The organism is Pseudomonas sp. C8002, from assembly GCF_013385765.1.
Classification (GTDB): domain Bacteria; phylum Pseudomonadota; class Gammaproteobacteria; order Pseudomonadales; family Pseudomonadaceae; genus Aquipseudomonas.
On the sequence record NZ_JACAPJ010000041.1, the window covers coordinates 22,643 to 46,078 of the forward strand.

Genomic DNA, 23,436 nt, shown 5'->3' on the forward strand with positions numbered 1-23,436 from the left:
GATAAATCTCGTTCAATTCATTGGAAGCTGAAAATGGGCGGTCGGTCAGATGCTCAAGCGTGACATCTCGACGCCGGTCTCCTGATTGACGCTCAACTGCTGGACGATGGCTTCCTGCAAGCGTCGGCACAGTTCAGGGTCGGAAAGCGGCTGGTTGTCGGCATCGGTAATGAAGAACACGTCTTCCACCCGCTCGCCCAGGGTCGCAATCTTGGCGTTCTGCAACGACAGGTCGAACTCCAGGAATATCGTGCCGATCCGTGCCAGCAGGCCCGGGCGGTCCGGCGCGCTGAGTTCCAGTACCGTCACCGGGCGCTGGGCGTCGTTGTGGATGGTCACCTCGGGGGCAAAAGCAAAGTGCTTGAGCTGGCGCGGCACCCGACGCTGGATGATGGTCGGGTAGTCGTCAGGATTGCGCAGCGCGTCGGTGAGGCCTTTGCGGATCTTTTTCACCCGCTCCGGGTTGTCGCCGATGGACTCGCCTTCTGTGTCGAGCACGATGTAGGTGTCGAGGGTGAACTGGCTGCTGGAGGTGATGACCCGGGCGTCGTGAATGTTCAGGTTGAGCTGGTCCATCGCCGCCACGGTCACGGCGAAGAAGTCGTGCTGGTCGGGCGCGTAGATGAAGATCTGGGTGCCACCCTCGAACTCGCGCTGGGTGGTTTCCTTGATCAGCACCAGTGGGCCGCCATCGGCCGGCTGCTGCAGGATCGCGTCGCTGTGCCAGGCCACGTCGCCGGCGGTGTGGCGCAGGAAGTAGTCGTCTCCCAGTTGCGACCAGAGTTGCTCGACGTCGTCCGGGTCATTGCCGCCACGCACCAGAATATCCAGGGCCGCGCTTTGGGTGCGGCGGATCTGTTCTTCGCGGTCCACCGGGTTCTCGAGGCCGCGACGCAGCGCGCGCTTGGTCTCGGTGTAGAGCTGGCGCAACAGGCTGGCGCGCCAGGAGTTCCACAGCGTCGGGTTGGTGGCGTTGATGTCGGACACGGTGAGCACGTACAGGTAGTCGAGGCGGGTTTCATCGCCGACGGCCTGGGCAAAATCGTGGATCACCTGCGGGTCGGACAAGTCCTTGCGCTGGGCGGTGGTGGACATCACCAGGTGGTTCTGCACCAGCCACACGATCAGGCGGCTGTCCCACAGCGGCAACTGGTGACGCTGGCAGAACGCTTCGGCGTCCACTGCGCCAATTTCCGAGTGATCACCATGCCGGCCCTTGCCGATGTCGTGGTACAGGCCGGCGAGGTAGATCAATTCCGGCTTGGGCAGACGCGCCATGAGCTTGCTGGCCAGCGGGAATTTCTCTGACACCTGGGTGTACTGCAACTTACGCAGGTGCTTGATCAGGTTCAGGGTGTGGGCGTCCACCGTGTAGATGTGGAACAGGTCGTGCTGCATCTGCCCGACGATAAAGCCGAACTCCGGCAGGTAGCGCCCCAGGATCCCGTAGCGGTTCATGCGCCGCAGGTTGCGGTGGATGCCGATCTTGCACTTGAACAGCTCGATAAACAGGCTGGTATTGCGGATGTCGTGGCGGAAATCGTCGTCGATCAGGTGACGGTTTTCCCGCAGCAGGCGAATGGTGTCGGCGCGTACGCCCTTGATTTCCGGCTGCTGGGCCATCAACACGAAGATTTCCAGCATGGCGAACGGCGTGCGTTTGAACACGTTGTCGTTGCGTGCCTCGATATAGCCATCGTGGAGCTGGAAGCGCGCGTTGATCGGCTGCGGCGGTGCTTCGTCTTCCGGGGCCAGGATCACTTCTTCGAAGTGCTGGATGATCAGGTCGCTGAGCTGGGCAATGCTCATCACCACGCGGTAGTACTGCTGCATGAAACTTTCGATGCTGGTCTTCGCGTCTTCGCCTTCAAACCCCAGCAGGGTGGCGATGGAGCGCTGGTGGTCGAACAGCAGGCGGTCTTCGGAGCGCCCGGCCAGCATGTGCAGCGCGTAGCGCACTTTCCAGAGGAATTCCTGGGAGGAGGCCAGCAGGGCGTTTTCGCTCTCCACCAGGAAGCCTTCCCCGGCCAGGGCGCGCAGGTTCAGGGTGCCGTACTGGCGACGGGCGACCCACAAAATCGTCTGGATGTCCCGCAGCCCGCCCGGGGAGCCTTTGACGTTGGGTTCCAAGTTGTATTCGGTGTCGTTGTACTTGTGGTGCCGGGCTTTCTGCTCGGCACGCTTGGCCAGGAAGAAGTCCTTGCTCGGCCACATGTGCGCGGTGCTGGTGACTTCCAGCATGCGCTGGCGCAGGCGCTCGGGGCCGGCGATGGTGCGGCTTTCCATCAGGTTGGTGATCACCGTCAGGTCGGCGCGGGCTTCCTGGGCACACTCGTCCACCGAGCGTACGCTTTGGCCGACTTCCAGGCCGATGTCCCACAACAGCGTCAGAAAACGCTCGATGGAGTCGCGAAAGATCTCGTGATCGGCGCTGTCCAGCAAGATCAGCAGGTCGATGTCGGAGTAGGGGTGCAGTTCGCCACGGCCGTAGCCGCCGACCGCCACCAGGGCGATATCGGCGTCTTCACTCCAGCTGAACTGTTCCCAGGCCTTTTGCAGGATGTTGTCGACGAACCAGGCGCGGTCCTCGATCAGCCGGCGGATATCGCGGCCCGTGCGGAAGCGCCCGTCGAGCACCTCGCGGGCCTGACGAATGGCCTTCTTGAAGGCGGCGATGGGGCTGGCCTTCAGTGCCAGTTCCGCCTGGAACTGGCCACGGTCGAAGAGTTCGGGATCCACCTGGGGCATCGATCGGTTTTCCTTTCTATCTATGGGTCACAGCGTCGCTATTAGAAAACCGGTGCAAACATTACGCCGAAACGCGGGGAATCGTGTCGTCGGCACGCAGGGTGAAGATCTCGTAGCCGGTCTCGGTCACCAGCAGGGTGTGTTCCCACTGCGCCGAGAGCTTGCGGTCCTTGGTGATGGCGGTCCAGCCGTCGCCCAGCACCTTGGTGTCGGCCTTGCCCTGGTTGATCATCGGCTCGATGGTGAAGGTCATGCCTGCCTTGAGCTCCATGCCGGTGCCGGCGCGGCCGTAGTGCAGGATCTGTGGCTCTTCGTGGAACACCTTGCCGATGCCGTGGCCGCAGAACTCGCGCACCACCGAGAAGCCGTTCTTTTCAGCGTGCTTCTGGATGATTTCACCGATGTCACCCAGGCGGCAGCCAGGCTTGACGATCTCAATGGCCTTGTACATGCATTCCTGGGTGACTTGCGACAGGCGCTCGGCCCAGACCGGCACGGTGCCGACGTGGAACATGCGGCTGGTGTCGCCGTGGTAGCCGTCCTTGATGACGGTGACGTCGATGTTCAGGGTGTCGCCGTCCTTCAGCGGCTTGTCGCCGGGAATCCCGTGGCACACCACGTGGTTGATCGAGGTGCAGATCGACTTGGGGAAACCCTTGTAGTTCAGCGGCGCAGGGATGGCCTTTTGCACGTCGACGATATAGTCGTGGCAAATGCGGTCCAGCGCTTCGGTGGTGACGCCGGGCTTGACGTGTTCGGCAATCATTTCCAGGACGTCGGCAGCCAGTTTGCCGGCAACACGCATGCCAGCGATATCTTCGGCGGTTTTGAGGGTTACGGTCATACAGGCTCTCTCTAGCGCGACGCGCTGAAATCAATACGGTTTACGGGTGTGCGACAAAAGGTTGCAGAATTCGCACAAGCCCAAAAAACGCGATTCTAGCAGACGCAAGGGTGAAACCATGAGCGTCTGGCGATCGCTTCTGTCTATAAGGATGGGGGCATTCTGGCTCTATTCAAAGGCTTAGGCAAAAGCGACTGACGGCAAATGTGATTGCGGGTTTCGTTTTTGCAAGCTCTGTGGTATAAAATGCGCCGCTTTCCGGGGATACCCCGCAAAGCTTAAATCCACACACGTGTCGACACGATGACCTGGGTGCCGGAGGCGAATGCCGCTGGTTGGTCATTGGGATACGTGGAGGCCAAACCCGACTTATTAAGGAACTATCATGTCCCAAGTCAACATGCGCGATATGCTGAAGGCCGGTGTGCACTTCGGTCACCAGACCCGTTACTGGAACCCGAAAATGGGTAAATACATTTTCGGCGCGCGTAACAAGATCCACATCATCAACCTTGAAAAAACCCTGCCAATGTTCAACGAAGCTCTGACTTTCGTAGAGCGCCTGGCCCAGGGCAAAAACAAGATTCTGTTCGTCGGCACCAAGCGTTCCGCTGGCAAGATCGTTGCTGAAGAAGCAGCACGTTGCGGTTCGCCGTACGTCGATCACCGCTGGTTGGGCGGCATGCTGACCAACTTCAAAACCATCCGTGCTTCCATCAAGCGTCTGCGTGACCTTGAAGTGCAAGCCGAAGACGGTACTTTCGCCAAGCTGACCAAGAAAGAGGCGCTGATGCGCACTCGCGACCTGGAAAAGCTCGATCGTTCCCTGGGTGGTATCAAGGACATGGGCGGTCTGCCTGACGCACTGTTCGTTATCGACGTTGATCACGAGCGCATCGCGATCACCGAAGCCAACAAGCTGGGCATCCCGGTTATCGGCGTAGTCGATACCAACAGCAGCCCGGAAGGCGTTGACTACATCATCCCAGGCAACGATGACGCAATCCGCGCTATCCAGCTGTACATGGGTTCGATGGCTGACGCTGTAATCCGTGGTCGCAACCACGTTGCTGGCGGTACCGAGCAGTTCGTTGAAGAAGCTCCGGTAGCTGCAGCTGAGTAACTGACGCCTTGGCGTTGACTCAGTAAGCAAAAAGGGGGCTTGGCCCCCTTTTTGCCACCTCGAAAACCATTTGTCGGCAGCGCAGCTACAACATTTGTAACGTGCAGCGGCCTACAAGGGTGGTTCGGGAAGAATTGATCGCCCGTTCAATCGGGTGGAATGGTTGAAAACCTATCCAAGAGGATTTTGAAAATGGCAGAGATTACTGCAGCGTTGGTTAAAGAACTGCGTGAGCGTACCGGCGAAGGCATGATGGATTGCAAAAAGGCCTTGACCAAGGCCGGCGGCGACATCGAAAAAGCCATTGACGACATGCGTGCTTCGGGCGCCATCAAGGCTGCCAAGAAAGCAGGCAACGTCGCTGCTGAAGGCGCCATCGCAATCAAGGAAGACGGCAAATCGGCCGTTATCCTGGAAGTTAACTCGCAGACCGACTTCCTGGCCCTGCAAGACGACTTCAAGAACTTCGTCGCTGCCAGCGTTGAAAAAGCATTCGCTGACAAGCTGACCGACGCCGCTCCGCTGATCGAAGCTCAAGAAGCTGATCGTCTGGTTCTGGTGGGTAAAGTAGGCGAGAACGTTAACATTCGTCGCCTGACCCGCGTTGAAGGTGACGTTGTGGGTGCTTACCTGCACGGCAACAAGATCGGTGTTGTGGTTGCCCTGAAAGGCGGCAACGTTGAACTGGCCAAAGACATCGCTATGCACGTAGCGGCCAGCAACCCTGAATTCCTGCTGCCATCGGAAGTTTCTGCTGAAGCCATCGAACGCGAGAAAGCCGTGTTCCTGCAGCTGAACGAAGAGAAAATCAAAGGCAAGCCTGAAAACATCGTTGAAAACATGGTCAAGGGCCGTATCAGCAAGTTCCTGGCTGAGGCTTCCCTGGTTGAGCAGGCGTTCGTCAAGAACCCTGAAATCAAGGTTGGCGAACTGGCCAAGAAAGCCGGTGCTGAAATCGTTTCCTTCACCTACTACAAAGTAGGCGACGGCATCGAGAAGCCGGTCGACAACTTCGCTGAAGAAGTTGCTGCCCAGCTGGCTGCCACCAAGAAGTAAGACAGTTTTTAACTGTCGCCCAAAAGAGGCTGCCCGCTTACGCGCGCAGCCTCTTTTCAAATGGGGTGATCGATTTTTATTGGTTTCCCTTTGGAACTGGCTTACAAAGCCGTGTTCCGATGGCGCTGTGACAGCGTCAAGCTAGAGTGAACGCAGGCCGTAAACGGCTTGCCAAGAATTTTCAAAAAATACGCCGCAGGAGAGATTCGCAATGGCTCAGCAGGGCAGTGGTCATCAGGCTCGCTATAAACGCATTCTACTCAAGCTTAGCGGCGAGGCCCTGATGGGCTCGGAAGAGTTTGGGATCGATCCCAAAGTACTCGATCGCATGGCGCTGGAAGTCGGCCAACTGGTCGGTATCGGTGTCCAGGTCGGTCTGGTGATCGGCGGCGGCAACCTGTTCCGTGGCGCGGCACTCAGCGCTGCCGGCATGGATCGGGTGACAGGCGACCACATGGGCATGCTGGCCACTGTGATGAACGCCCTGGCCATGCGTGATGCGCTGGAGCGCGCCAATATCACCGCGATCGTGATGTCGGCTATTTCCATGGTTGGCGTAACGGATCACTATGATCGTCGCAAGGCCATGCGTCACCTGGATGCCAAGGAAGTCGTGATTTTTGCGGCCGGTACCGGCAACCCATTCTTTACCACCGATTCGGCAGCTTGCCTGCGTGGTATCGAGATCAACGCGGACGTGGTACTCAAGGCCACCAAGGTTGACGGTGTCTACACCGCAGACCCATTCAAAGACCCGCATGCCGAGAAGTTCGATCATCTGACTTATGATGAAGTACTGGATCGCAAGCTGGGCGTGATGGACCTGACGGCAATTTGCTTGTGCCGCGACCACAAGATGCCGCTGCGCGTATTTAACATGAACAAGCCCGGCGCCCTGCTGAACATCGTACACGGCGGCGCGGAAGGGACTCTGATCGAGGAAATCGAACAATGATCAACGAAATCAAAAAAGACGCTCAAGAGCGCATGCAAAAATCCCTGGAATCCCTGAACCATGCGTTTGGCCAGATTCGTACCGGCAAGGCCCACCCAAGCATCCTGGGCAGCGTGATGGTGCCTTACTACGGCGCTGATACCTCGATCACCCAAGTGGCCAACATCACTGTAAAAGATTCGCGCACCCTGCAAGTCGTTGCTTTCGAGCGCAACATGCTCGGCGCCGTCGACAAGGCCATCCAGAGCGCCGGTTTGAACCTCAATCCGACCAACCTGGGCGAATTGCTGCTGATCTCCATGCCTGCCCTGACCGAAGAAACCCGCAAGGGCTTCACCAAGCAGGCGCGCAGTGCAGCGGAAGACGCACGTGTTGCCGTGCGCAACATCCGTCGTGATGCCTTGGGTGACCTGAAGAAGCTGGTCAAGGACAAGGAAATCAGCGAAGACGAAGAGCGCCGTGCCGTTGCTGATATCGACAAGCTGACTAAAGATGCCGAGGCCCAGATCACCAAGGCCACGGAAGATAAAGAAAAGGACCTGATGGCCGTATAAGGGGTCAGGACGCCTTCATGGAAAAGACCAAGCAGACTGTGCCCTCCGTGGTGCCGCGCCATGTCGCGATCATCATGGACGGGAATAATCGCTGGGCGAAGAAGCGCTTTATGCCGGGCGTTGCCGGGCATAAGGCGGGTGTCGACGCTGTACGAGCCGTGATCGAGGTGTGCGCCGAGGCCAAGGTCGAAGTATTGACCCTGTTCGCGTTCTCCAGTGAAAACTGGCAGCGCCCGGCCGAGGAGGTCAGTGCCTTGATGGACCTGTTCTTCAAGGCCCTGCGCCGCGAGGCCAAGCGCCTGAACGAGAACAACATCAGCCTGCGTATCATCGGTGACCGTTCGCGGTTTCATCCGGAGCTGCAGGCGGCCATGCGCGAAGCCGAGGCGATCACTGCCGGCAGCAACCGTTTTGTGCTGCAGATCGCAGCCAACTACGGCGGCCAGTGGGATATTGCCCAGGCCGCGCAGCGTCTGGCGCGGGAAGTGCAGGCCGGCCATCTGCGCCCGGAAGACATCACCCCCGAACTCTTGCAAACCTGCCTGGTGACCGGCGACCTGCCGTTGCCGGACCTGTGCATTCGTACCGGTGGCGACCATCGCATCAGCAACTTCCTGTTGTGGCAGTTGGCCTATACCGAACTGTACTTCTCCGACCTGTTCTGGCCGGACTTCAAACACGATGCCATGCGCAATGCGCTGGCCGATTTCGCTTCCCGTCAGCGTCGCTTCGGTAAAACGAGCGAGCAGATCGAAGCTGGAGCCCGGGTTTAATGCTTAAACAACGAATCATCACGGCGCTGATCCTGCTGCCTATTGCCCTGTGCGGGTTTTTCCTGCTTGAAGGTGCGAACTTCGCGCTGTTCATCGGCCTGGTTGTGACCCTGGGTGCCTGGGAATGGGCGCGCCTGGCGGGTTTCGCCGCGCAGTTGCCTCGTGTGGTGTATGCCGCTGTCGTGGCGTTGTTGATGTTCCTGATGTACATCCTGCCGGACGTGGCGCCCTGGGTGCTGGGTGCGGCGGTGTTGTGGTGGGCGTTGGCGACCTATCTGGTGCTGACCTATCCGGGCACCAGCAGTCATTGGTCCAGTGTCGCCTGCAAGCTGGTGATTGGCCTTTTGATTCTGTTGCCTGCCTGGCAGGGCCTGGTCTACATCAAGCACATGCAACTGGGTAACTGGCTGATCATGGCGGTGATGGTTCTGGTGTGGGGTGCCGATATCGGCGCCTATTTCTCCGGGCGTGCCTTCGGCAAGCGCAAGCTGGCGCCGGCGGTCAGTCCGGGCAAAAGCTGGGAAGGCGTATATGGCGGCCTGGCGTTGACCCTGGTGATTACCGTGGTGGTCGGTGTGGTGCGTGGCTGGACCGTCAAGGAAATGCTCCTGGGCCTGGTGGGCGCAGCCGTGGTGGTGTTCATCTCGGTGGTCGGTGACCTGACCGAAAGCATGTTCAAGCGCCAGGCCGGGATCAAGGACAGCAGTAACCTGCTGCCGGGTCACGGTGGCGTGCTGGACCGTATCGACAGCCTGACGGCCGCGATCCCGATCTTTGCCGTACTGCTGTGGATGGCTGCCTCGTGAGCCGCCTGCAACAGGTAACCGTGCTGGGCGCTACCGGCTCGGTGGGGCTAAGCACCCTGGATGTGATTGCCCGTCATCCCGAGCGTTATCAAGTATTCGCCTTGACCGGTTTCAGTCGCCTGAGTGAACTGCTGGCACTGTGTGTGCGGCACGCGCCGCAATACGCAGTAGTGCCCGAAGCGGCAGTTGCACGTGGTTTGCAGGATGACTTGCGCGCTGCGGGCCTGGCGACTCAGGTATTGGTGGGGGAGGAGGGGTTGTGCCAGGTTTCGGCAGACCCTGAGGTCGACACCGTGGTTGCGGCGATTGTCGGCGCTGCCGGCTTGCGCCCGACCCTGGCGGCCGTTGATGCGGGCAAGAAGATTCTGCTGGCCAACAAAGAAGCCCTGGTGATGTCCGGGGCACTCTTCATGCAGGCGGTGCGCAAGAGCGGCGCCGTGCTGTTGCCGCTCGACAGCGAGCACAACGCGATTTTCCAATGCATGCCTGGTGATTTCGCCCGCGGGTTGAGCCAGGTCGGCGTGCGCCGGATTCTGCTGACAGCCTCCGGTGGTCCGTTCCGGCAGGCGCCGCTGGCCGATCTGGAGCATGTTTCTCCCGATCAGGCGTGCGCTCACCCGAACTGGTCCATGGGGCGCAAGATCTCGGTGGATTCAGCGAGCATGATGAACAAGGGCCTGGAGCTGATTGAGGCCTGCTGGTTGTTCGATGCCCGGCCGGACCAGGTCGAGGTGGTGATCCACCCGCAAAGTGTGATTCATTCCCTGGTGGACTATGTGGATGGCTCGGTATTGGCCCAACTGGGCAATCCGGACATGCGTACGCCGATCGCCAATGCCCTGGCATGGCCTGAGCGGATTGACTCGGGTGTTGCGCCGTTGGATCTGTTTGCCATTGCCCGTCTGGACTTCGAAGCGCCCGACGAGCAACGCTTCCCTTGCCTGCGTCTTGCGCGGCAAGCTGCGGAGGCGGGTAACAGTGCCCCGGCGATGCTGAATGCGGCCAATGAAGTGGCTGTGGCGGCGTTTCTGGACCGGCGCATCCGCTTTCCGCAGATCGCGGGTATCATCGAGGACGTTTTGAGCCTTGAGCCCGTCGTCCCGGTGAATGATCTGGGCGCGGTGTTCGAAGCGGATGCAAAGGCCCGGGCCTTGACCGAGCAGTGGTTGAGCCGCAATACGCGTTAGCCTCTGGGTGTGTTCAAGCCTTCAGGCACTGGATTGAAATGCGGAGAAATTAGATGAGTGCGCTCTACATGATTGTCGGCACCCTGGTTGCTCTGGGTGTGCTGGTTACCTTCCACGAGTTCGGCCATTTCTGGGTCGCGCGTCGTTGCGGCGTCAAGGTACTGCGCTTTTCCGTAGGCTTCGGCATGCCGTTGCTGCGCTGGCACGACCGTCGTGGCACCGAGTTCGTAATTGCGGCCATTCCATTGGGCGGCTACGTCAAGATGCTCGACGAGCGCGAAGGCGAAGTGCCGGCTGATCAGTTGGATCAATCCTTCAACCGCAAGACCGTTCGTCAGCGCATCGCCATCGTCGCGGCAGGCCCGATCGCGAATTTCCTGTTGGCGATGGTGTTCTTCTGGGTCCTGGCCATGTTGGGTAGCCAGCAGGTGCGTCCGGTGATCGGTGCCGTCGAGGCCGACAGCATGGCGGCGAAGGCCGGCCTGACTGCCGGGCAAGAAATTGTTGCAGTTGATGGCGAACCAACCACCGGCTGGGGTGCCGTCAATTTGCAGTTAGTGCGTCGCCTGGGTGAAAGCGGCATCGTGAAACTGGTGGTGCGCGATCAGGATTCCACCACCGAAACCTCGCGCGAGCTGGCCCTGGACCACTGGCTGAAAGGCTCCGATGAGCCTGACCCGATCAAATCCCTGGGCATTCGCCCATGGCGTCCGGCCTTGCCACCGGTGCTGGCGGAGCTGGATCCGAAGGGGCCAGCCCAGGCCGCGGGTCTGAAAACCGGCGATCGCCTGCTGGCCCTCGATGGCCAGGCGCTGGGTGACTGGCAGCAGGTGGTCGACCTGGTGCGTGTACGCCCTGATACCAAAATTGTGCTGAAAGTTGAGCGCGATGGTGCTCAAATCGACGTCCCTGTGACCCTGGCGGTTCGTGGGGAGGCCAAGGCAGCCGGGGGTTACCTGGGGGCCGGCGTCAAAGGTGTCGATTGGCCACCCTCGATGGTTCGAGAGGTCAGCTTCGGGCCGTTGGCAGCGATTGGCGAGGGTGCGAGACGCACCTGGACCATGAGTGTGCTGACCCTCGATTCCCTCAAGAAAATGTTGTTCGGCGAGCTCTCGGTAAAAAACTTGAGTGGACCGATAACCATTGCTAAAGTGGCGGGCGCTTCTGCCCAGTCGGGCGTTGTAGATTTCCTGAATTTCCTGGCTTATCTGAGTATTAGCCTTGGGGTTCTGAATTTGTTGCCCATTCCAGTATTGGATGGGGGGCATCTGTTGTTTTATCTGGTCGAGTGGGCGCGTGGTCGCCCCTTGTCGGATCGGGTGCAGGGTTGGGGGATACAGATCGGTATCAGTTTGGTGGTCGGGGTGATGTTATTAGCCCTGGTCAACGATCTGGGACGACTGTAACGCTTCGCTGAATTGCGAATCTGCCGCATTTTGCGGCAGTTTGTTTATTGCCAGTTGGAATAAGAAAGGACTTCATGAAACGTCTGCTGCTAACTGCGGTTCTCACCGTATTGATGATCGCCGAAGTTCACGCCGAGTCCTTCACCATCTCCGATATTCGCGTCAACGGCCTCCAGCGGGTTTCCGCGGGTAGCGTCTTTGGTGCCTTGCCGTTGAACGTCGGGGAACAGGCTGATGACCGTCGCCTGGTGGAATCCACTCGTGCGCTGTTCAAAACCGGGTTCTTTCAAGATATCCAACTGGGTCGCGAAGGTAACGTCCTCGTCATCACTGTCGTCGAGCGACCTTCTGTCGCCAGTATCGAGATCGAAGGCAACAAGGCGATCTCCACTGAAGACTTGATGAAAGGCCTCAAGCAATCCGGCCTTGCCGAAGGCGAGATCTTCCAGCGTGCCACCCTCGAAGGCGTGCGTAACGAACTGCAACGCCAGTACGTTGCCCAGGGTCGTTACTCGGCTACCGTCGAGACCGAAGTGGTGCCGCAACCGCGTAACCGCGTCGGCCTGAAGGTCAACATCAACGAAGGCACCGTGGCGGCCATCCAGCACATCAACGTGGTGGGTAACACCAAGTTTGCTGATGACGACCTGATCGACCTGTTCGAACTCAAGACCACCAACTGGCTGTCGTTCTTCAAGAACGATGACAAGTATGCCCGTGAAAAACTCTCCGGTGACCTGGAGCGCCTGCGTTCCTACTACCTGGACCGCGGCTATATCAACATGGATATCGCTTCGACCCAGGTGTCCATCACCCCGGACAAGAAGCACGTCTATATCACTGTCAACGTCAACGAAGGCGAGAAGTACAAGGTTCGTGACGTCAAGCTCAGCGGCGACTTGAAAGTGCCTGAAGACCAGGTCAAGTCCCTGTTGCTGGTGCAGAAGGACCAGGTGTTCTCGCGCAAGCTGATGACCACCACCTCCGAGCTGATCACCCGCCGCCTGGGTAACGAAGGCTATACCTTCGCCAACGTCAACGGCGTACCGACCCCGCACGACGAAGACCACACCGTGGACATCACCTTCGTTGTAGACCCGGGCAAGCGTGCCTACGTGAACCGCATCAACTTCCGTGGCAACACCAAGTCTGCCGACGAAGTGCTGCGCCGCGAAATGCGTCAGATGGAAGGTGGCTGGGCGTCGACTTACCTGATCGACCAGTCCAAGGTTCGCCTCGAGCGCCTGGGCTTCTTTAAGGAAGTCAACGTTGAAACCCCGGCTGTACCGGGTGTGGATGACCAGGTTGACGTGAACTACGCCGTAGAAGAGCAAGCCTCCGGTTCGATTACCGCCAGTGTCGGTTTCGCCCAGAGTGCCGGCCTGATCCTCGGTGGTTCGATCACCCAGAACAACTTCCTCGGTACCGGTAACAAGGTTTCCATCGGCCTGACCCGAAGCGAATACCAGAGCCGCTATAACTTCGGTTATGTCGACCCCTACTGGACTGCTGACGGCGTGAGCCTGGGCTACAACGCCTTCTATCGTACAACCGACTACAAAGACCTCGACGTTGACGTTGCAAGCTATGCAATCGACAGCTTCGGTGTTGGTGCCAACATTGGTTACCCGATCAGTGAGACCTCGCGTCTGACCTTCGGCCTGACCGCGCAGCAGGACAAGATCAAGACCGGTGTGTACACCGTGGATGAGATCTTCAACTTCGTGCGTAAAGAAGGCGACCAGTTCCTGAACTTCAAGGCTTCGGCCGGTTGGTCGGAATCGACCCTGAACAAAGGCGTACTCGCGACCCGCGGCCATTCCCAGAGCCTGACCCTGGAAGCCACCACGCCGGGCAGCGACCTGTCGTTCTTCAAACTCGACTACCGTGGCCAGTTGTTCCAGCCTTTGAGCGAAAACTACACCATGCGCCTGCACACCGAGCTGGGTTATGGCGACGGTTACGGTTCGACCAGCGGCTTGCCGTTCTATGAGAACTACTATGCGGGTGGTTTCAACTCGGTACGTGGTTTCAAAGACAGCACCTTGGGTCCTCGTGGTACCCCAAGCCGTGGCGTGGGTGTGACCGGTAACCAGGGGACTGTGGCTGACTCGGACAACGACCCGCTGCCATTCGGTGGTAACGTGCTGATCCAGGGTGGTGCTGAGATTCTGTTCCCGCTGCCATTCGTTAAAGATCAACGTTCCCTGCGTACTTCGGTCTTCTGGGATGTGGGTAACGTATTCGACTCCAAGTGCGAACAGGTCACCAACCCGAATGGCTCGAAGTCCAACACGCAGTGCAACGACGTGAGCTTCAGCAACCTGGCAAGCTCTGTCGGTGTCGGTGTGACCTGGGTTACCGCGCTTGGCCCATTGAGCTTTGCTCTGGCCATGCCGGTCAAGAAACCGGATAACGCTGAAACCCAGATTTTCCAATTCTCCCTCGGCCAGACGTTCTAAGCGTCTGACCCAAGATAACGACAACGGATTCTGTAGGAGTGCATCGTGCGTAAGTTGACTCAATTGGTTCTCCTGGCGACTGTCCTGGTAGCGACCCCGGCCTTTGCCGAAATGAAAATTGCCGTTCTGAACTATCAGATGGCGCTGCTGGAATCCGATGCGGCCAAGAAATATGCCGTAGATGCCGAGAAGAAATTCGGTCCTCAACTGACCAAGCTCAAGACGCTGGAAAGCAGCGCCAAGGGCATCCAGGATCGTCTGGTAGCCGGTGGCGACAAGATGCAGCAAGGCGAGCGCGAGCGTCTGGAGCTTGAATTCAAGCAAAAGGCCCGTGACTACCAGTTCCAGTCCAAGGAGCTGAACGAAGCCAAGGCTGTTGCCGACCGCGAAATGCTCAAGCAGCTGAAGCCGAAACTCGACAGCGCTGTGGAAGAAGTCATCAAGAAAGGTGCCTTTGACCTGGTATTCGAACGCGGTGCAGTCATCGACGTTAAACCTCAGTACGACATCACCCGTCAGGTGATCGAGCGCATGAATCAGCTGAAGTAAGCCATGACTGCGACTATCAAGCTCGGCCAATTGGCCGAGTTCCTGGGAGCCACCTTGCGTGGCTCCGCAGAGAAGGAAATCACTGGGCTAGCCACCTTGCAGGAGGCTGGCCCAGCTCAGTTGAGCTTCCTGGCAAACCCCCAATACCGTAAATACCTGGGCGAAAGCCGCGCCGCAGCCGTGCTGCTGAAGGCCGCTGACGCCGAAGGTTTTGCCGGGGACGCGCTGGTTGTTGCCGATCCGTACCTGGCGTATGCCCGGGTGTCGCACCTGTTCGATCCGAAACCCAAGGCCCCCGCCGGTATCCATCCGACGGCGGTGATCGCCGATGACGCTCAGGTTGACCCTGCCGCGAGCATCGGTGCTTTTGTGGTGATTGAAAGCGGTGCACGCATCGGGGCGGGTGTAACGCTGGGTGCCCAGTGTTTTATCGGCGCGCGCAGCGAGATTGGTGCCGGTGGCTGGCTGGCTCCGCGTGTGACCCTGTACCACGATGTGCGTATCGGTGAGCGTGTGGTGATTCAGTCCGGTGCCGTGATTGGCGGCGAGGGCTTCGGCTTCGCCAACTCGAAGGGTGTCTGGCACAAGATTGCCCAAGTGGGCGGCGTGTTGATTGGCGATGACGTTGAAATTGGCGTCAACACTGCCGTTGACCGCGGGGCCCTGGCCGATACCGTCATTGGTAACGGCGTGAAACTGGATAACCAGATTCAGATCGCCCACAACGTGCAGATTGGCGATCACACCGCCATGGCCGCCTGCGTGGGGATCTCCGGCAGCACCAGGATCGGCAAGCATTGCATGCTCGCCGGGGGTGTTGGCCTGGTGGGCCATATCGAAGTGTGCGACAACGTATTCATCACCGGCATGACCATGGTGACCCATTCGATTACCGAGCCTGGGTCCTATTCATCCGGTACGGCCATGCAGCCTGCGGCCGAATGGCGCAAGAGCGCGGCGCGTCTGAGGCAGCTCGACGATATCGCTCGGCGCCTGAAACATCTGGAAAAGCGTGTTGGGGACGTGACCCCTGACGGTAATGCTTCATCAGATGGCTGATACCATTTCCATATCAAGTGTGCACAGCCGCTAGACTGCCTCCTTGATTTGCTAGAGGGGCGTGCCTTAGTCCGCACGCTCCCAATCTTTATTACAGGCTTCCCCCCGAAATGATGGACATCAACGAGATTCGCGAATACCTGCCTCACCGTTACCCGTTCCTGCTGGTGGACCGGGTCACGGACCTCAATGTTGAGGAAAAGCGCATTCGTGCCTACAAGAATGTCAGCATCAACGAACCGTTCTTCAACGGTCACTTCCCTGCGCATCCCATCATGCCAGGCGTATTGATCATCGAAGCGATGGCCCAGGCTGCCGGTATCCTTGGTTTCAAAATGCTCGACCTGAAGCCTGCCGATGGCACGCTCTACTATTTCGTGGGCTCTGACAAACTGCGCTTCCGCAACCCGGTAACTCCGGGTGACCAGTTGATCCTTGAAGCCAAGTTCATCAGCTGCAAGCGCCAGATCTGGAAGTTCGAATGCCAGGCCTCGGTCGACGGCAAGCCGGTGTGCTCGGCTGAAATCATCTGTGCGGAACGCAAACTATGAGTTTGATTGACCCTCGCGCAATCATCGATCCGACGGCCGTACTGGCCGCCGACGTTGAGGTCGGCCCTTGGTCGATCGTCGGCGCAGGTGTGGAAATCGGCGAGGGGACAGTCATCGGGCCGCATGTGATCCTCAAAGGCCCGACGAGGATTGGCAAACACAATCGTATCTATCAGTTCTCATCGATAGGCGAAGACACCCCGGACATGAAGTACAAGGGTGAAGAAACACGTCTGGTAATCGGTGATCACAACATCATCCGTGAAGGCGTGACCATTCACCGCGGTACTGTCCAGGACCGTGCCGAGACCACCCTGGGTGACCACAACCTGGTGATGGCTTATGCGCATATCGGTCATGACAGCGTAATCGGCAACCATTGCATCCTGGTCAACAACACTGCGTTGGCCGGCCATGTGCACGTTGACGATTGGGCGATCCTGTCCGGCTTTACCCTGGTGCATCAGTACTGCCATATCGGCGCCCACAGCTTTTCCGGCATGGGTACCGCCATCGGCAAGGACGTTCCGGCGTTCGTCACCGTGTTCGGCAACCCGGCCGAGGCCCGCAGCATGAACTTCGAAGGCATGCGCCGTCGGGGCTTCAGCGAAGACGCGATCCACGCCCTGCGCCGCGCCTACAAGGTGGTTTACCGCCAGGGGCTGACGGTCGACCAGGCCTTGATCGAACTGACGGAGCCAGCCGCATTGTTTCCGGAAGTCGCGATATTCCGTGACTCTATCCAGTCGTCGACTCGCGGCATCACCCGCTGATCATGGCCAGGCTGCGTATAGCGTTGGTGGCCGGAGAAGCTTCCGGCGATATTCTCGGTGCAGGCCTGATGCGGGCCCTCAAGCTCCAGCATCCTGCGGTTGAATTCATCGGTGTCGGCGGTCCGCTGATGCAGGCTGAAGGCCTCATGTCCTACTTTCCCATGGAGCGCTTGTCGGTCATGGGGCTGGTGGAAGTGTTGGGTCGGTTGCGTGAGCTGCTGGCCCGTCGCAAAAAGCTGATCCAGACCCTGATCGAAGAAAAGCCCGACGTCTTTATCGGAATCGACGCGCCGGACTTCACCCTCAATATCGAACTCAAATTGCGTCAGGCCGGGATCAAGACCGTGCATTACGTCAGCCCGTCCGTGTGGGCGTGGCGGCAAAAGCGCGTGCTCAAGATTCGCGAAGGCTGCGACCTGATGCTGACCCTGCTGCCCTTCGAGGCCCGGTTCTACGAAGAGAAGGGCGTGCCGGTGCGGTTTGTCGGGCACACCCTGGCCGATACCATTCCTCTGCAGGCCGACCGTGCTGCCGCGCGTGCCGAACTGGGTTTGCCCGAAGGTCCGCTGGTGGCCTTGATGCCGGGGAGCCGTGGCGGCGAAGTCGGTCGTCTCGGCGCGCTGTTTTTTGATGCAGCCGAACGCCTGCAGGCGCTGAAGCCGGGTGTGCGCTTCGTATTGCCATGCGCCAGTCCTCAGCGCCGTGCACAAATTGAAGAATTGCTGGTAGGGCGCAACTTGCCGTTGACCCTGCTCGACGGCGGCTCGCACCTGGCACTGGCGGCGTGCGATGCGGTGCTGATCGCCTCCGGCACTGCGACCCTGGAGGCCTTGCTCTACAAGCGCCCGATGGTCGTGGCCTATCGCCTGGCGCCGCTGACCTACTGGATTCTCAAGCGTATGGTCAAAAGCCCCTACATCTCCCTGCCGAATTTGCTGGCCCAGCGTCTGTTGGTGCCCGAGTTGTTGCAGGACGATGCGACGCCTGAAGCCCTGGCGCAAACCCTTTTCCCGTTGATCGATGGCGGCGAAGAGCAGACCCGTGGTTTCGACGAAATCCACCGCACCTTGCGCCGTGATGCGTCGAACCAGGCGGCGGACGCTGTGCTGACCTTGATCGGCCATAAACAGGAAACCCTATGAAGACGCAAATGGGCCTGGATTTCAGCCTGGTCGCCGATGCCCTTGATCTGGTTGCCGGTGTTGACGAAGTCGGTCGCGGCCCGCTGTGCGGCGCAGTCGTCACCGCCGCGGTGATTCTCGATCCAAACCGTCCGATCCTTGGCCTCAACGATTCGAAGAAACTCACCGAAGCCCGTCGCGAAAAACTCTACGACGAGATCTGTGAGAAAGCCCTGAGCTGGCACATCGCCCGGGCTGAGGTCGAAGAAATCGACGAACTGAACATCCTGCACGCCACCATGCTGGCCATGCAGCGCGCTATTGAAGGCCTGCACATCACGCCCAAAATGGCGATGATCGACGGCAACCGCTGCCCGAAGCTGACGATGCCGGCTGAAGCGGTGGTCAAGGGTGATAGCAAAGTGCCGGCGATTGCCGCTGCATCGATCCTGGCCAAGGTCAGCCGTGACCGTGAAATGGCGGCTTTCGAATTGATCTATCCCGGCTACGGCATCGGCGGGCACAAAGGCTATCCAACGCCCGTTCATCTGGAAGCTTTGGCTCGCCTGGGCCCGACCCCGATCCACCGCCGCTCGTTTGCCCCGGTTCGCCAGGCTTTCGAGGCTCGGGAAAGCCTGATCGAGGTTTAGCAGCAAGGCTGATGTTTTTGCCAAGGCCCGGTACAATCCGGGCCTTGTTGTCTCCACGTTTTGTACAGGATCACTATGCCGGCTTCATTCGTTCACCTGCGCCTGCACACTGAATACTCCCTGGTCGACGGCCTGGTACGGATCAAACCCCTGGTCAAAACGCTGGTGGGCATGAACATGCCTGCCGTGGCGGTGACCGACCAGAACAACATGTGTTCCCTGGTCAAGTTCTACAAGGCCGCCATGGGCGCCGGCATCAAGCCGATCTGCGGTGCCGACCTGTGGCTGTCGAACAAGGACCCGGATAACCCACTGAGCCGCATCAGCCTGTTGGCGATGAACGGCGTGGGTTATCGCAACCTCACCGAACTGATTTCCCGTGGCTTTATCGATGGCCAGCGCAATGGCTCGATCATCATCGAGCGCGAGTGGGTGGCCGAAGCCAGCGAAGGGCTGATCATGCTCTCGGCGGCCAAAGAGGGTGAAATCGGTATCGCGCTGTTGGGCGGTAATCCTCATGAGGCTGAAGTGCTCGCCCGTGAGTGGATGGAGGTGTTCCCCAACCGTTTCTACCTGGAAATCCAGCGCACCAACCGCCCCAACGATGAAGAGCAGTTGCACGCCGCTGTGGCCCTGGCTGAAAAGCTTGGCGCGCCGCTGGTGGCGACCAACGATGTGCGCTTTATCAAGAAGGAAGACTTCGAGGCCCACGAAACCCGCGTATGCATCGGCGAAGGCCGGGCGCTGGACGATCCGCGCCGCTCGAAAAACTACAGCGAAGAGCAGTACCTCAAAAGCGCCGATGAAATGGCCGAGCTGTTCAGTGACCTGCCCGAGGCCCTGGAAAACTCCGTCGAAATTGCCAAGCGCTGCAATATTGAAGTGAAGCTGGGCAAGCACTTCCTGCCCAACTTCCCGATTCCCGATGGCATGACCATCGACGAGTATTTCCGCAAGGTCTCGTTCGACGGTTTGGAGGAACGCCTGAGCGTCCTGCTGCCCAAGGACACCACTGAAGATTATGAAGCCAAGCGCCAGGTCTACGTCGACCGGCTGAATTTCGAGCTGGATATCATTATCCAGATGGGGTTCCCCGGTTACTTCCTGATCGTAATGGACTTTATCCAGTGGGCCAAAAGCAACGGCGTGCCAGTGGGCCCAGGCCGTGGATCGGGTGCCGGGTCGCTGGTGGCCTATGTGCAGAAGATCACCGACCTCGACCCGCTGGAATACGACCTGCTGTTCGAACGTTTCCTTAACCCGGAACGGGTATCGATGCCCGACTTCGACGTCGACTTCTGCATGGATGGTCGCGACCGGGTTATTGAGTACGTGGCCGAGAAATACGGCCGTAACGCGGTAAGCCAGATCATCACCTTCGGTTCCATGGCGGCGAAAGCGGTAATTCGCGACGTGGCCCGGGTGCAGGGCAAGTCCTACGGCCTGGCTGACCGCCTGTCGAAGATGATTCCGTTTGAAGTCGGCATGACCCTGGAAAAAGCCTACGAGCAGGAAGAAATCCTGCGGGACTTCATCAAGGTCGATGAAGAAGCGGCTGAAATCTGGGACATGGCGCGCAAGCTCGAAGGCGTGGTGCGTAACGTCGGTAAACACGCCGGTGGTGTAGTAATCGCGCCTACCAAGCTGACCGACTTTTCGCCGATCTATTGCGACGAAGAAGGCGACGGCCTGGTAACCCAGTTCGACAAGGACGACGTGGAGGCGGCCGGCCTGGTGAAGTTCGACTTCCTCGGCCTGCGTACCCTGACGATCATCGACTGGGCGCTGAAGACCATCAACCGCGACCGCGCCAAGGTCAATGAGCCACCGCTGGATATCGCGTTTATCCCGCTGGATGACAAGCCGACCTACAGCCTGCTGCAAAAAGCCGAAACCACGGCCGTGTTCCAGCTTGAATCCCGCGGCATGAAAGAGCTGATCAAAAAGCTCAAGCCCGACTGCCTGGAAGACTTGATCGCACTGGTGGCCCTGTTCCGTCCGGGCCCGCTGCAGTCAGGCATGGTGGATGACTTCATCAATCGTAAGCACGGGCGTGCCGAGCTGGCTTACCCGCACTCCGACTACCAGTACGAAGGCCTCAAGCCGGTACTGGCACCGACCTACGGCATCATCCTGTATCAAGAACAGGTGATGCAGATTGCCCAGGTCATGGCCGGCTATACCCTCGGCGGCGCGGACATGCTGCGTCGAGCCATGGGTAAGAAAAAGCCCGAGGAAATGGCCAAGCAGCGCGGTGGCTTCATTGAAGGTTGCGCCACCAACAACATCGATGCCGACCTGGCCGGTAACATCTTCGACCTGGTGGAAAAGTTCGCCGGTTACGGCTTCAACAAATCCCACTCTGCCGCCTATGGCCTGGTGTCTTACCAGACTGCGTGGCTGAAGGCTCACTACCCGGCGCCGTTCATGGCGGCGGTACTGTCTGCGGATATGCACAACACCGACAAGGTCGTGACCTTGATCGAGGAAGTGCGCACCATGAAGCTGCGCCTCGACGCGCCGGACGTGAACACTTCCGAGTTCAAGTTCACGGTAAACGACGAAGGCCGCATCATTTATGGCCTCGGCGCGATCAAGGGCGTGGGCGAAGGCCCGGTGGAGGCGATTACCGAAGCGCGTCAGGACGGGCCGTTCAAGGACCTGTTCGATTTCTGCGCCCGGGTCGACCTCAAGCGCATCAACAAACGTACTCTGGATGGCTTGATCCGCAGCGGCGCCCTGGATCGCCTGGGCCCGTACTTCCATGACGAGCCGAAGGCGTACCAGGCCAATATCGACCGCAACCGCGCGGTATTGCTGACCGCCATGGAAGAAGCGATCAAGGCCGCCGAGCAGACCGCACGCACCCACGACAGCGGCCACGCCGACCTGTTTGGCGGGCTGTTCGTCGAAGAAGATGCCGACGTCTACGCCAACCATCGCAAGGCCAAGGACCTGACCCTCAAGGAGCGCCTCAAGGGTGAGAAAGACACCCTGGGCCTGTACCTCACCGGTCACCCGATTGACGAATATGAAGGTGAAATCCGGCGTTTCGCCCGCCAGCGCATCATCGACCTGAAGCCGGCGCGGGATACCCAGACCGTCGCAGGCATGATCATCGCGCTGCGGGTGATGAAGAATAAAAAAGGCGACAAGATGGGTTTCATCACCCTAGACGACCGCTCGGGCCGGATCGAAGCCTCGCTGTTTGCCGATGCCTTCCATTCCGCCCAGTCGCTGTTGCAGACCGACGCGATGGTGGTGGTGGAAGGGGAGGTCAGCAACGACGACTTCTCCGGCGGCCTGCGCCTGCGGATCAAGCGCGTGATGAGCATGGAAGATGCTCGCACCAACCTGGCCGAAAGCCTGCGCCTGAAGGTCAAGACCGATGCGCTCAAAGGTGATCAGCTACGCTGGTTGGGTGACTTGCTTAAACGCCACCGTGGCGCCTGCCCGGTGACCATGGAGTACACCGGCAACGACGCCAAGGCGATGTTGCAGTTTGGCGAGACGTGGCGAATTGACCCCGCCGATGGCTTGATTCAAGCATTGCGTGACCAGTTCGGGCGTGACAACGTCTTCCTCCAATACCGTTGACGGTCAGGCAGTACGAAGATCGCCTGATCTCGACCGAACATTTAATCTCGACCTAACCGCGCCTCTCCCTTAAGGTAGGGCGCGAATAGACAACCGGCTGGCCAGGCACTCCTTGGCCGTCGACCCAAGACGGACGCTTATGAACCCGAATTTTCTTGATTTCGAACAGCCGATCGCTGACCTGCAAGCCAAGATCGAAGAGCTGCGCCTGGTCGGCAATGACAATTCGCTGAATATCGGCGATGAAATCGCTCGCCTGCAAGACAAGAGCAGCACGCTTACCGAAGACATCTTCGGCAAGCTGACCAGCTGGCAGATCGCGCGCCTGGCCCGCCACCCGCGCCGTCCGTACACCCTGGACTACATCGACCATATCTTTACCGAGTTCGATGAGCTGCACGGCGACCGTCACTTCTCCGACGATGCCGCCATCGTGGGCGGTATCGCTCGCCTGGACGACCAGCCAGTGATGGTCATCGGTCACCAGAAAGGCCGTGAAGTGCGCGAGAAAGTCCGCCGCAACTTCGGCATGCCGCGCCCTGAAGGCTACCGCAAGGCCTGTCGCCTGATGGAAATGGCCGAGCGCTTCAAGATGCCGATCCTGACCTTCATCGACACCCCGGGCGCCTACCCGGGTATCGACGCTGAAGAGCGCAACCAGAGCGAAGCGATTGCCTGGAACCTGCGGGTGATGGCTCGCCTGAAGACGCCAATCATCGCTACCGTGATCGGCGAAGGCGGTTCCGGCGGCGCATTGGCGATTGGCGTCTGCGACCAGCTGAACATGCTGCAATATTCCACCTACGCGGTGATCTCGCCGGAAGGTTGCGCCTCGATCCTGTGGAAAACCGCCGAGAAGGCACCGGATGCCGCGGAAGCCATGGGCATCACTGCCGATCGCCTGAAAGGCCTGGGTATCGTGGATAAAGTGATCGCCGAGCCATTGGGCGGCGCCCACCGTGACCCGGCTGCCGCTGCCGCGACCATTCGTGCCGAACTCAGCTCGCAGCTGGCGATGCTCAAGAAGTTCGACAACGAGGCGCTGCTGGCCCGTCGTTACGAGCGCCTGATGAGCTACGGTCTCTAAGCCGACGCGTTACTAAATGCGGGAGCTGGCTTGTGTGGGAGCGGGCTTGCTCGCGAAGGCGGTGATTCAGTCAAGATAGTTGGCGACTGACACACTGCATTCGCGAGCAAGCCCGCTCCCGCATTTGCCTTGTGT

Annotated in this window: 19 protein-coding genes; 17 read left to right on the forward strand and 2 right to left on the reverse strand. The window is 59.3% G+C overall.

Features of this window, described 5'->3' with window-relative positions:
- Positions 1-45 precede the first annotated feature (45 nt).
- On the reverse strand, positions 46-2,748 hold the full coding sequence (locus tag HX814_RS30050; RefSeq protein WP_003219334.1) for a [protein-PII] uridylyltransferase: 2,703 nt from the start codon (positions 2,746-2,748) through the stop codon (positions 46-48).
- 61 nt (positions 2,749-2,809) lie between these two features.
- On the reverse strand, positions 2,810-3,592 hold the full coding sequence (gene map / locus HX814_RS30055) for a type I methionyl aminopeptidase (protein WP_008432239.1): 783 nt from the start codon (positions 3,590-3,592) through the stop codon (positions 2,810-2,812).
- Positions 3,593-3,977: 385 nt separating this feature from the next.
- Here map and rpsB point away from each other — a divergent pair, with 385 nt between their 5' ends.
- The 17 genes from rpsB (at position 3,978) to HX814_RS30140 (ending at position 23,301) form a co-directional block, all read left to right on the forward strand.
- A complete protein-coding gene (gene rpsB, locus HX814_RS30060; protein ID WP_003219330.1) occupies positions 3,978-4,715 on the forward strand; it encodes a 30S ribosomal protein S2 in 738 nt (245 codons plus the stop codon).
- A gap of 192 nt (positions 4,716-4,907) precedes the next feature.
- Complete coding sequence (gene tsf / locus HX814_RS30065) at positions 4,908-5,771, forward strand: translation elongation factor Ts (RefSeq protein ID WP_008432237.1); 864 nt, start codon at positions 4,908-4,910, stop codon at positions 5,769-5,771.
- Between the two features lie 211 nt (positions 5,772-5,982).
- Positions 5,983-6,726 (forward strand): UMP kinase, encoded by a 744-nt coding sequence (gene pyrH, locus HX814_RS30070; protein WP_003219327.1) that lies wholly within the window; start codon positions 5,983-5,985, stop codon positions 6,724-6,726.
- Entirely contained in the window at positions 6,723-7,280 is a 558-nt protein-coding gene (gene frr / locus HX814_RS30075; protein WP_003219325.1) for a ribosome recycling factor, read from the forward strand. Before pyrH ends, frr begins: the two co-directional genes overlap by 4 nt.
- A 17-nt stretch (positions 7,281-7,297) precedes the next feature.
- A complete protein-coding gene (gene uppS, locus HX814_RS30080) occupies positions 7,298-8,053 on the forward strand; it encodes a polyprenyl diphosphate synthase (protein WP_003219323.1) in 756 nt (251 codons plus the stop codon).
- Complete coding sequence (locus HX814_RS30085) at positions 8,053-8,859, forward strand: phosphatidate cytidylyltransferase (protein WP_008432232.1); 807 nt, start codon at positions 8,053-8,055, stop codon at positions 8,857-8,859. Before uppS ends, HX814_RS30085 begins: the two co-directional genes overlap by 1 nt.
- Positions 8,856-10,046 (forward strand): 1-deoxy-D-xylulose-5-phosphate reductoisomerase, encoded by a 1,191-nt coding sequence (gene ispC / locus HX814_RS30090; RefSeq protein WP_008432230.1) that lies wholly within the window; start codon positions 8,856-8,858, stop codon positions 10,044-10,046. Before HX814_RS30085 ends, ispC begins: the two co-directional genes overlap by 4 nt.
- A 53-nt stretch (positions 10,047-10,099) precedes the next feature.
- Positions 10,100-11,452 (forward strand): sigma E protease regulator RseP, encoded by a 1,353-nt coding sequence (gene rseP, locus HX814_RS30095; protein ID WP_177008894.1) that lies wholly within the window; start codon positions 10,100-10,102, stop codon positions 11,450-11,452.
- A 74-nt stretch (positions 11,453-11,526) separates the two neighbouring features.
- Positions 11,527-13,914, forward strand: a complete 2,388-nt coding sequence (gene bamA / locus HX814_RS30100; protein WP_008432225.1) for an outer membrane protein assembly factor BamA — start codon at positions 11,527-11,529, stop codon at positions 13,912-13,914.
- Positions 13,915-13,959: 45 nt separating this feature from the next.
- Positions 13,960-14,463: an OmpH family outer membrane protein gene (locus tag HX814_RS30105; protein ID WP_003219314.1), complete on the forward strand. Its 504-nt coding sequence runs from the start codon at positions 13,960-13,962 to the stop codon at positions 14,461-14,463.
- Positions 14,464-14,466: 3 nt separating this feature from the next.
- Positions 14,467-15,522: a UDP-3-O-(3-hydroxymyristoyl)glucosamine N-acyltransferase gene (gene lpxD, locus HX814_RS30110; RefSeq protein ID WP_008432224.1), complete on the forward strand. Its 1,056-nt coding sequence runs from the start codon at positions 14,467-14,469 to the stop codon at positions 15,520-15,522.
- Positions 15,523-15,632: 110 nt separating this feature from the next.
- Positions 15,633-16,073: a 3-hydroxyacyl-ACP dehydratase FabZ gene (fabZ, locus tag HX814_RS30115; protein ID WP_003219309.1), complete on the forward strand. Its 441-nt coding sequence runs from the start codon at positions 15,633-15,635 to the stop codon at positions 16,071-16,073.
- The gene (gene lpxA, locus HX814_RS30120) at positions 16,070-16,846 is read left to right on the forward strand and encodes an acyl-ACP--UDP-N-acetylglucosamine O-acyltransferase (RefSeq protein WP_003219308.1); all 777 of its coding nucleotides are present in this window, start codon (positions 16,070-16,072) and stop codon (positions 16,844-16,846) included. The genes fabZ and lpxA overlap by 4 nt, the downstream gene beginning before the upstream one ends.
- A 2-nt stretch (positions 16,847-16,848) precedes the next feature.
- Positions 16,849-17,988, forward strand: coding sequence for a lipid-A-disaccharide synthase (gene lpxB, locus HX814_RS30125; RefSeq protein ID WP_218175082.1), 1,140 nt, complete (start codon positions 16,849-16,851; stop codon positions 17,986-17,988).
- Positions 17,985-18,617 carry a ribonuclease HII gene (gene rnhB / locus HX814_RS30130; RefSeq protein WP_177008895.1) on the forward strand — a complete coding sequence of 211 codons (633 nt, stop codon included), beginning with the start codon at positions 17,985-17,987 and terminating at the stop codon, positions 18,615-18,617. Before lpxB ends, rnhB begins: the two co-directional genes overlap by 4 nt.
- 75 nt (positions 18,618-18,692) lie before the next feature.
- Positions 18,693-22,214 (forward strand): DNA polymerase III subunit alpha, encoded by a 3,522-nt coding sequence (gene dnaE, locus HX814_RS30135; RefSeq protein WP_177008896.1) that lies wholly within the window; start codon positions 18,693-18,695, stop codon positions 22,212-22,214.
- A 139-nt stretch (positions 22,215-22,353) separates the two neighbouring features.
- Positions 22,354-23,301 carry an acetyl-CoA carboxylase carboxyltransferase subunit alpha gene (locus tag HX814_RS30140; RefSeq protein WP_003219302.1) on the forward strand — a complete coding sequence of 316 codons (948 nt, stop codon included), beginning with the start codon at positions 22,354-22,356 and terminating at the stop codon, positions 23,299-23,301.
- The last annotated feature ends 135 nt before the right edge of the window (positions 23,302-23,436 follow it).

Excerpts from the sequence above, each read along its gene's own strand:
- frr (WP_003219325.1), top strand. The coding sequence starts at position 6,723 with ATGATCAACGAAATCAAAAAAGACGCTCAAGAGCGCATGCAAAAATCC.
- lpxD (WP_008432224.1), top strand. The coding sequence starts at position 14,467 with ATGACTGCGACTATCAAGCTCGGCCAATTGGCCGAGTTCCTGGGAGCC.
- pyrH (WP_003219327.1), top strand. The coding sequence starts at position 5,983 with ATGGCTCAGCAGGGCAGTGGTCATCAGGCTCGCTATAAACGCATTCTA.
- rpsB (WP_003219330.1), top strand. The coding sequence starts at position 3,978 with ATGTCCCAAGTCAACATGCGCGATATGCTGAAGGCCGGTGTGCACTTC.
- rnhB (WP_177008895.1), top strand. The coding sequence starts at position 17,985 with ATGAAGACGCAAATGGGCCTGGATTTCAGCCTGGTCGCCGATGCCCTT.
- HX814_RS30050 (WP_003219334.1), bottom strand. The coding sequence starts at position 2,748 with ATGCCCCAGGTGGATCCCGAACTCTTCGACCGTGGCCAGTTCCAGGCG.
- HX814_RS30085 (WP_008432232.1), top strand. The coding sequence starts at position 8,053 with ATGCTTAAACAACGAATCATCACGGCGCTGATCCTGCTGCCTATTGCC.
- tsf (WP_008432237.1), top strand. The coding sequence starts at position 4,908 with ATGGCAGAGATTACTGCAGCGTTGGTTAAAGAACTGCGTGAGCGTACC.
- rseP (WP_177008894.1), top strand. The coding sequence starts at position 10,100 with ATGAGTGCGCTCTACATGATTGTCGGCACCCTGGTTGCTCTGGGTGTG.
- bamA (WP_008432225.1), top strand. The coding sequence starts at position 11,527 with ATGAAACGTCTGCTGCTAACTGCGGTTCTCACCGTATTGATGATCGCC.
- fabZ (WP_003219309.1), top strand. The coding sequence starts at position 15,633 with ATGATGGACATCAACGAGATTCGCGAATACCTGCCTCACCGTTACCCG.
- map (WP_008432239.1), bottom strand. The coding sequence starts at position 3,592 with ATGACCGTAACCCTCAAAACCGCCGAAGATATCGCTGGCATGCGTGTT.
- uppS (WP_003219323.1), top strand. The coding sequence starts at position 7,298 with ATGGAAAAGACCAAGCAGACTGTGCCCTCCGTGGTGCCGCGCCATGTC.
- lpxB (WP_218175082.1), top strand. The coding sequence starts at position 16,849 with ATGGCCAGGCTGCGTATAGCGTTGGTGGCCGGAGAAGCTTCCGGCGAT.
- HX814_RS30140 (WP_003219302.1), top strand. The coding sequence starts at position 22,354 with ATGAACCCGAATTTTCTTGATTTCGAACAGCCGATCGCTGACCTGCAA.
- lpxA (WP_003219308.1), top strand. The coding sequence starts at position 16,070 with ATGAGTTTGATTGACCCTCGCGCAATCATCGATCCGACGGCCGTACTG.
- dnaE (WP_177008896.1), top strand. The coding sequence starts at position 18,693 with ATGCCGGCTTCATTCGTTCACCTGCGCCTGCACACTGAATACTCCCTG.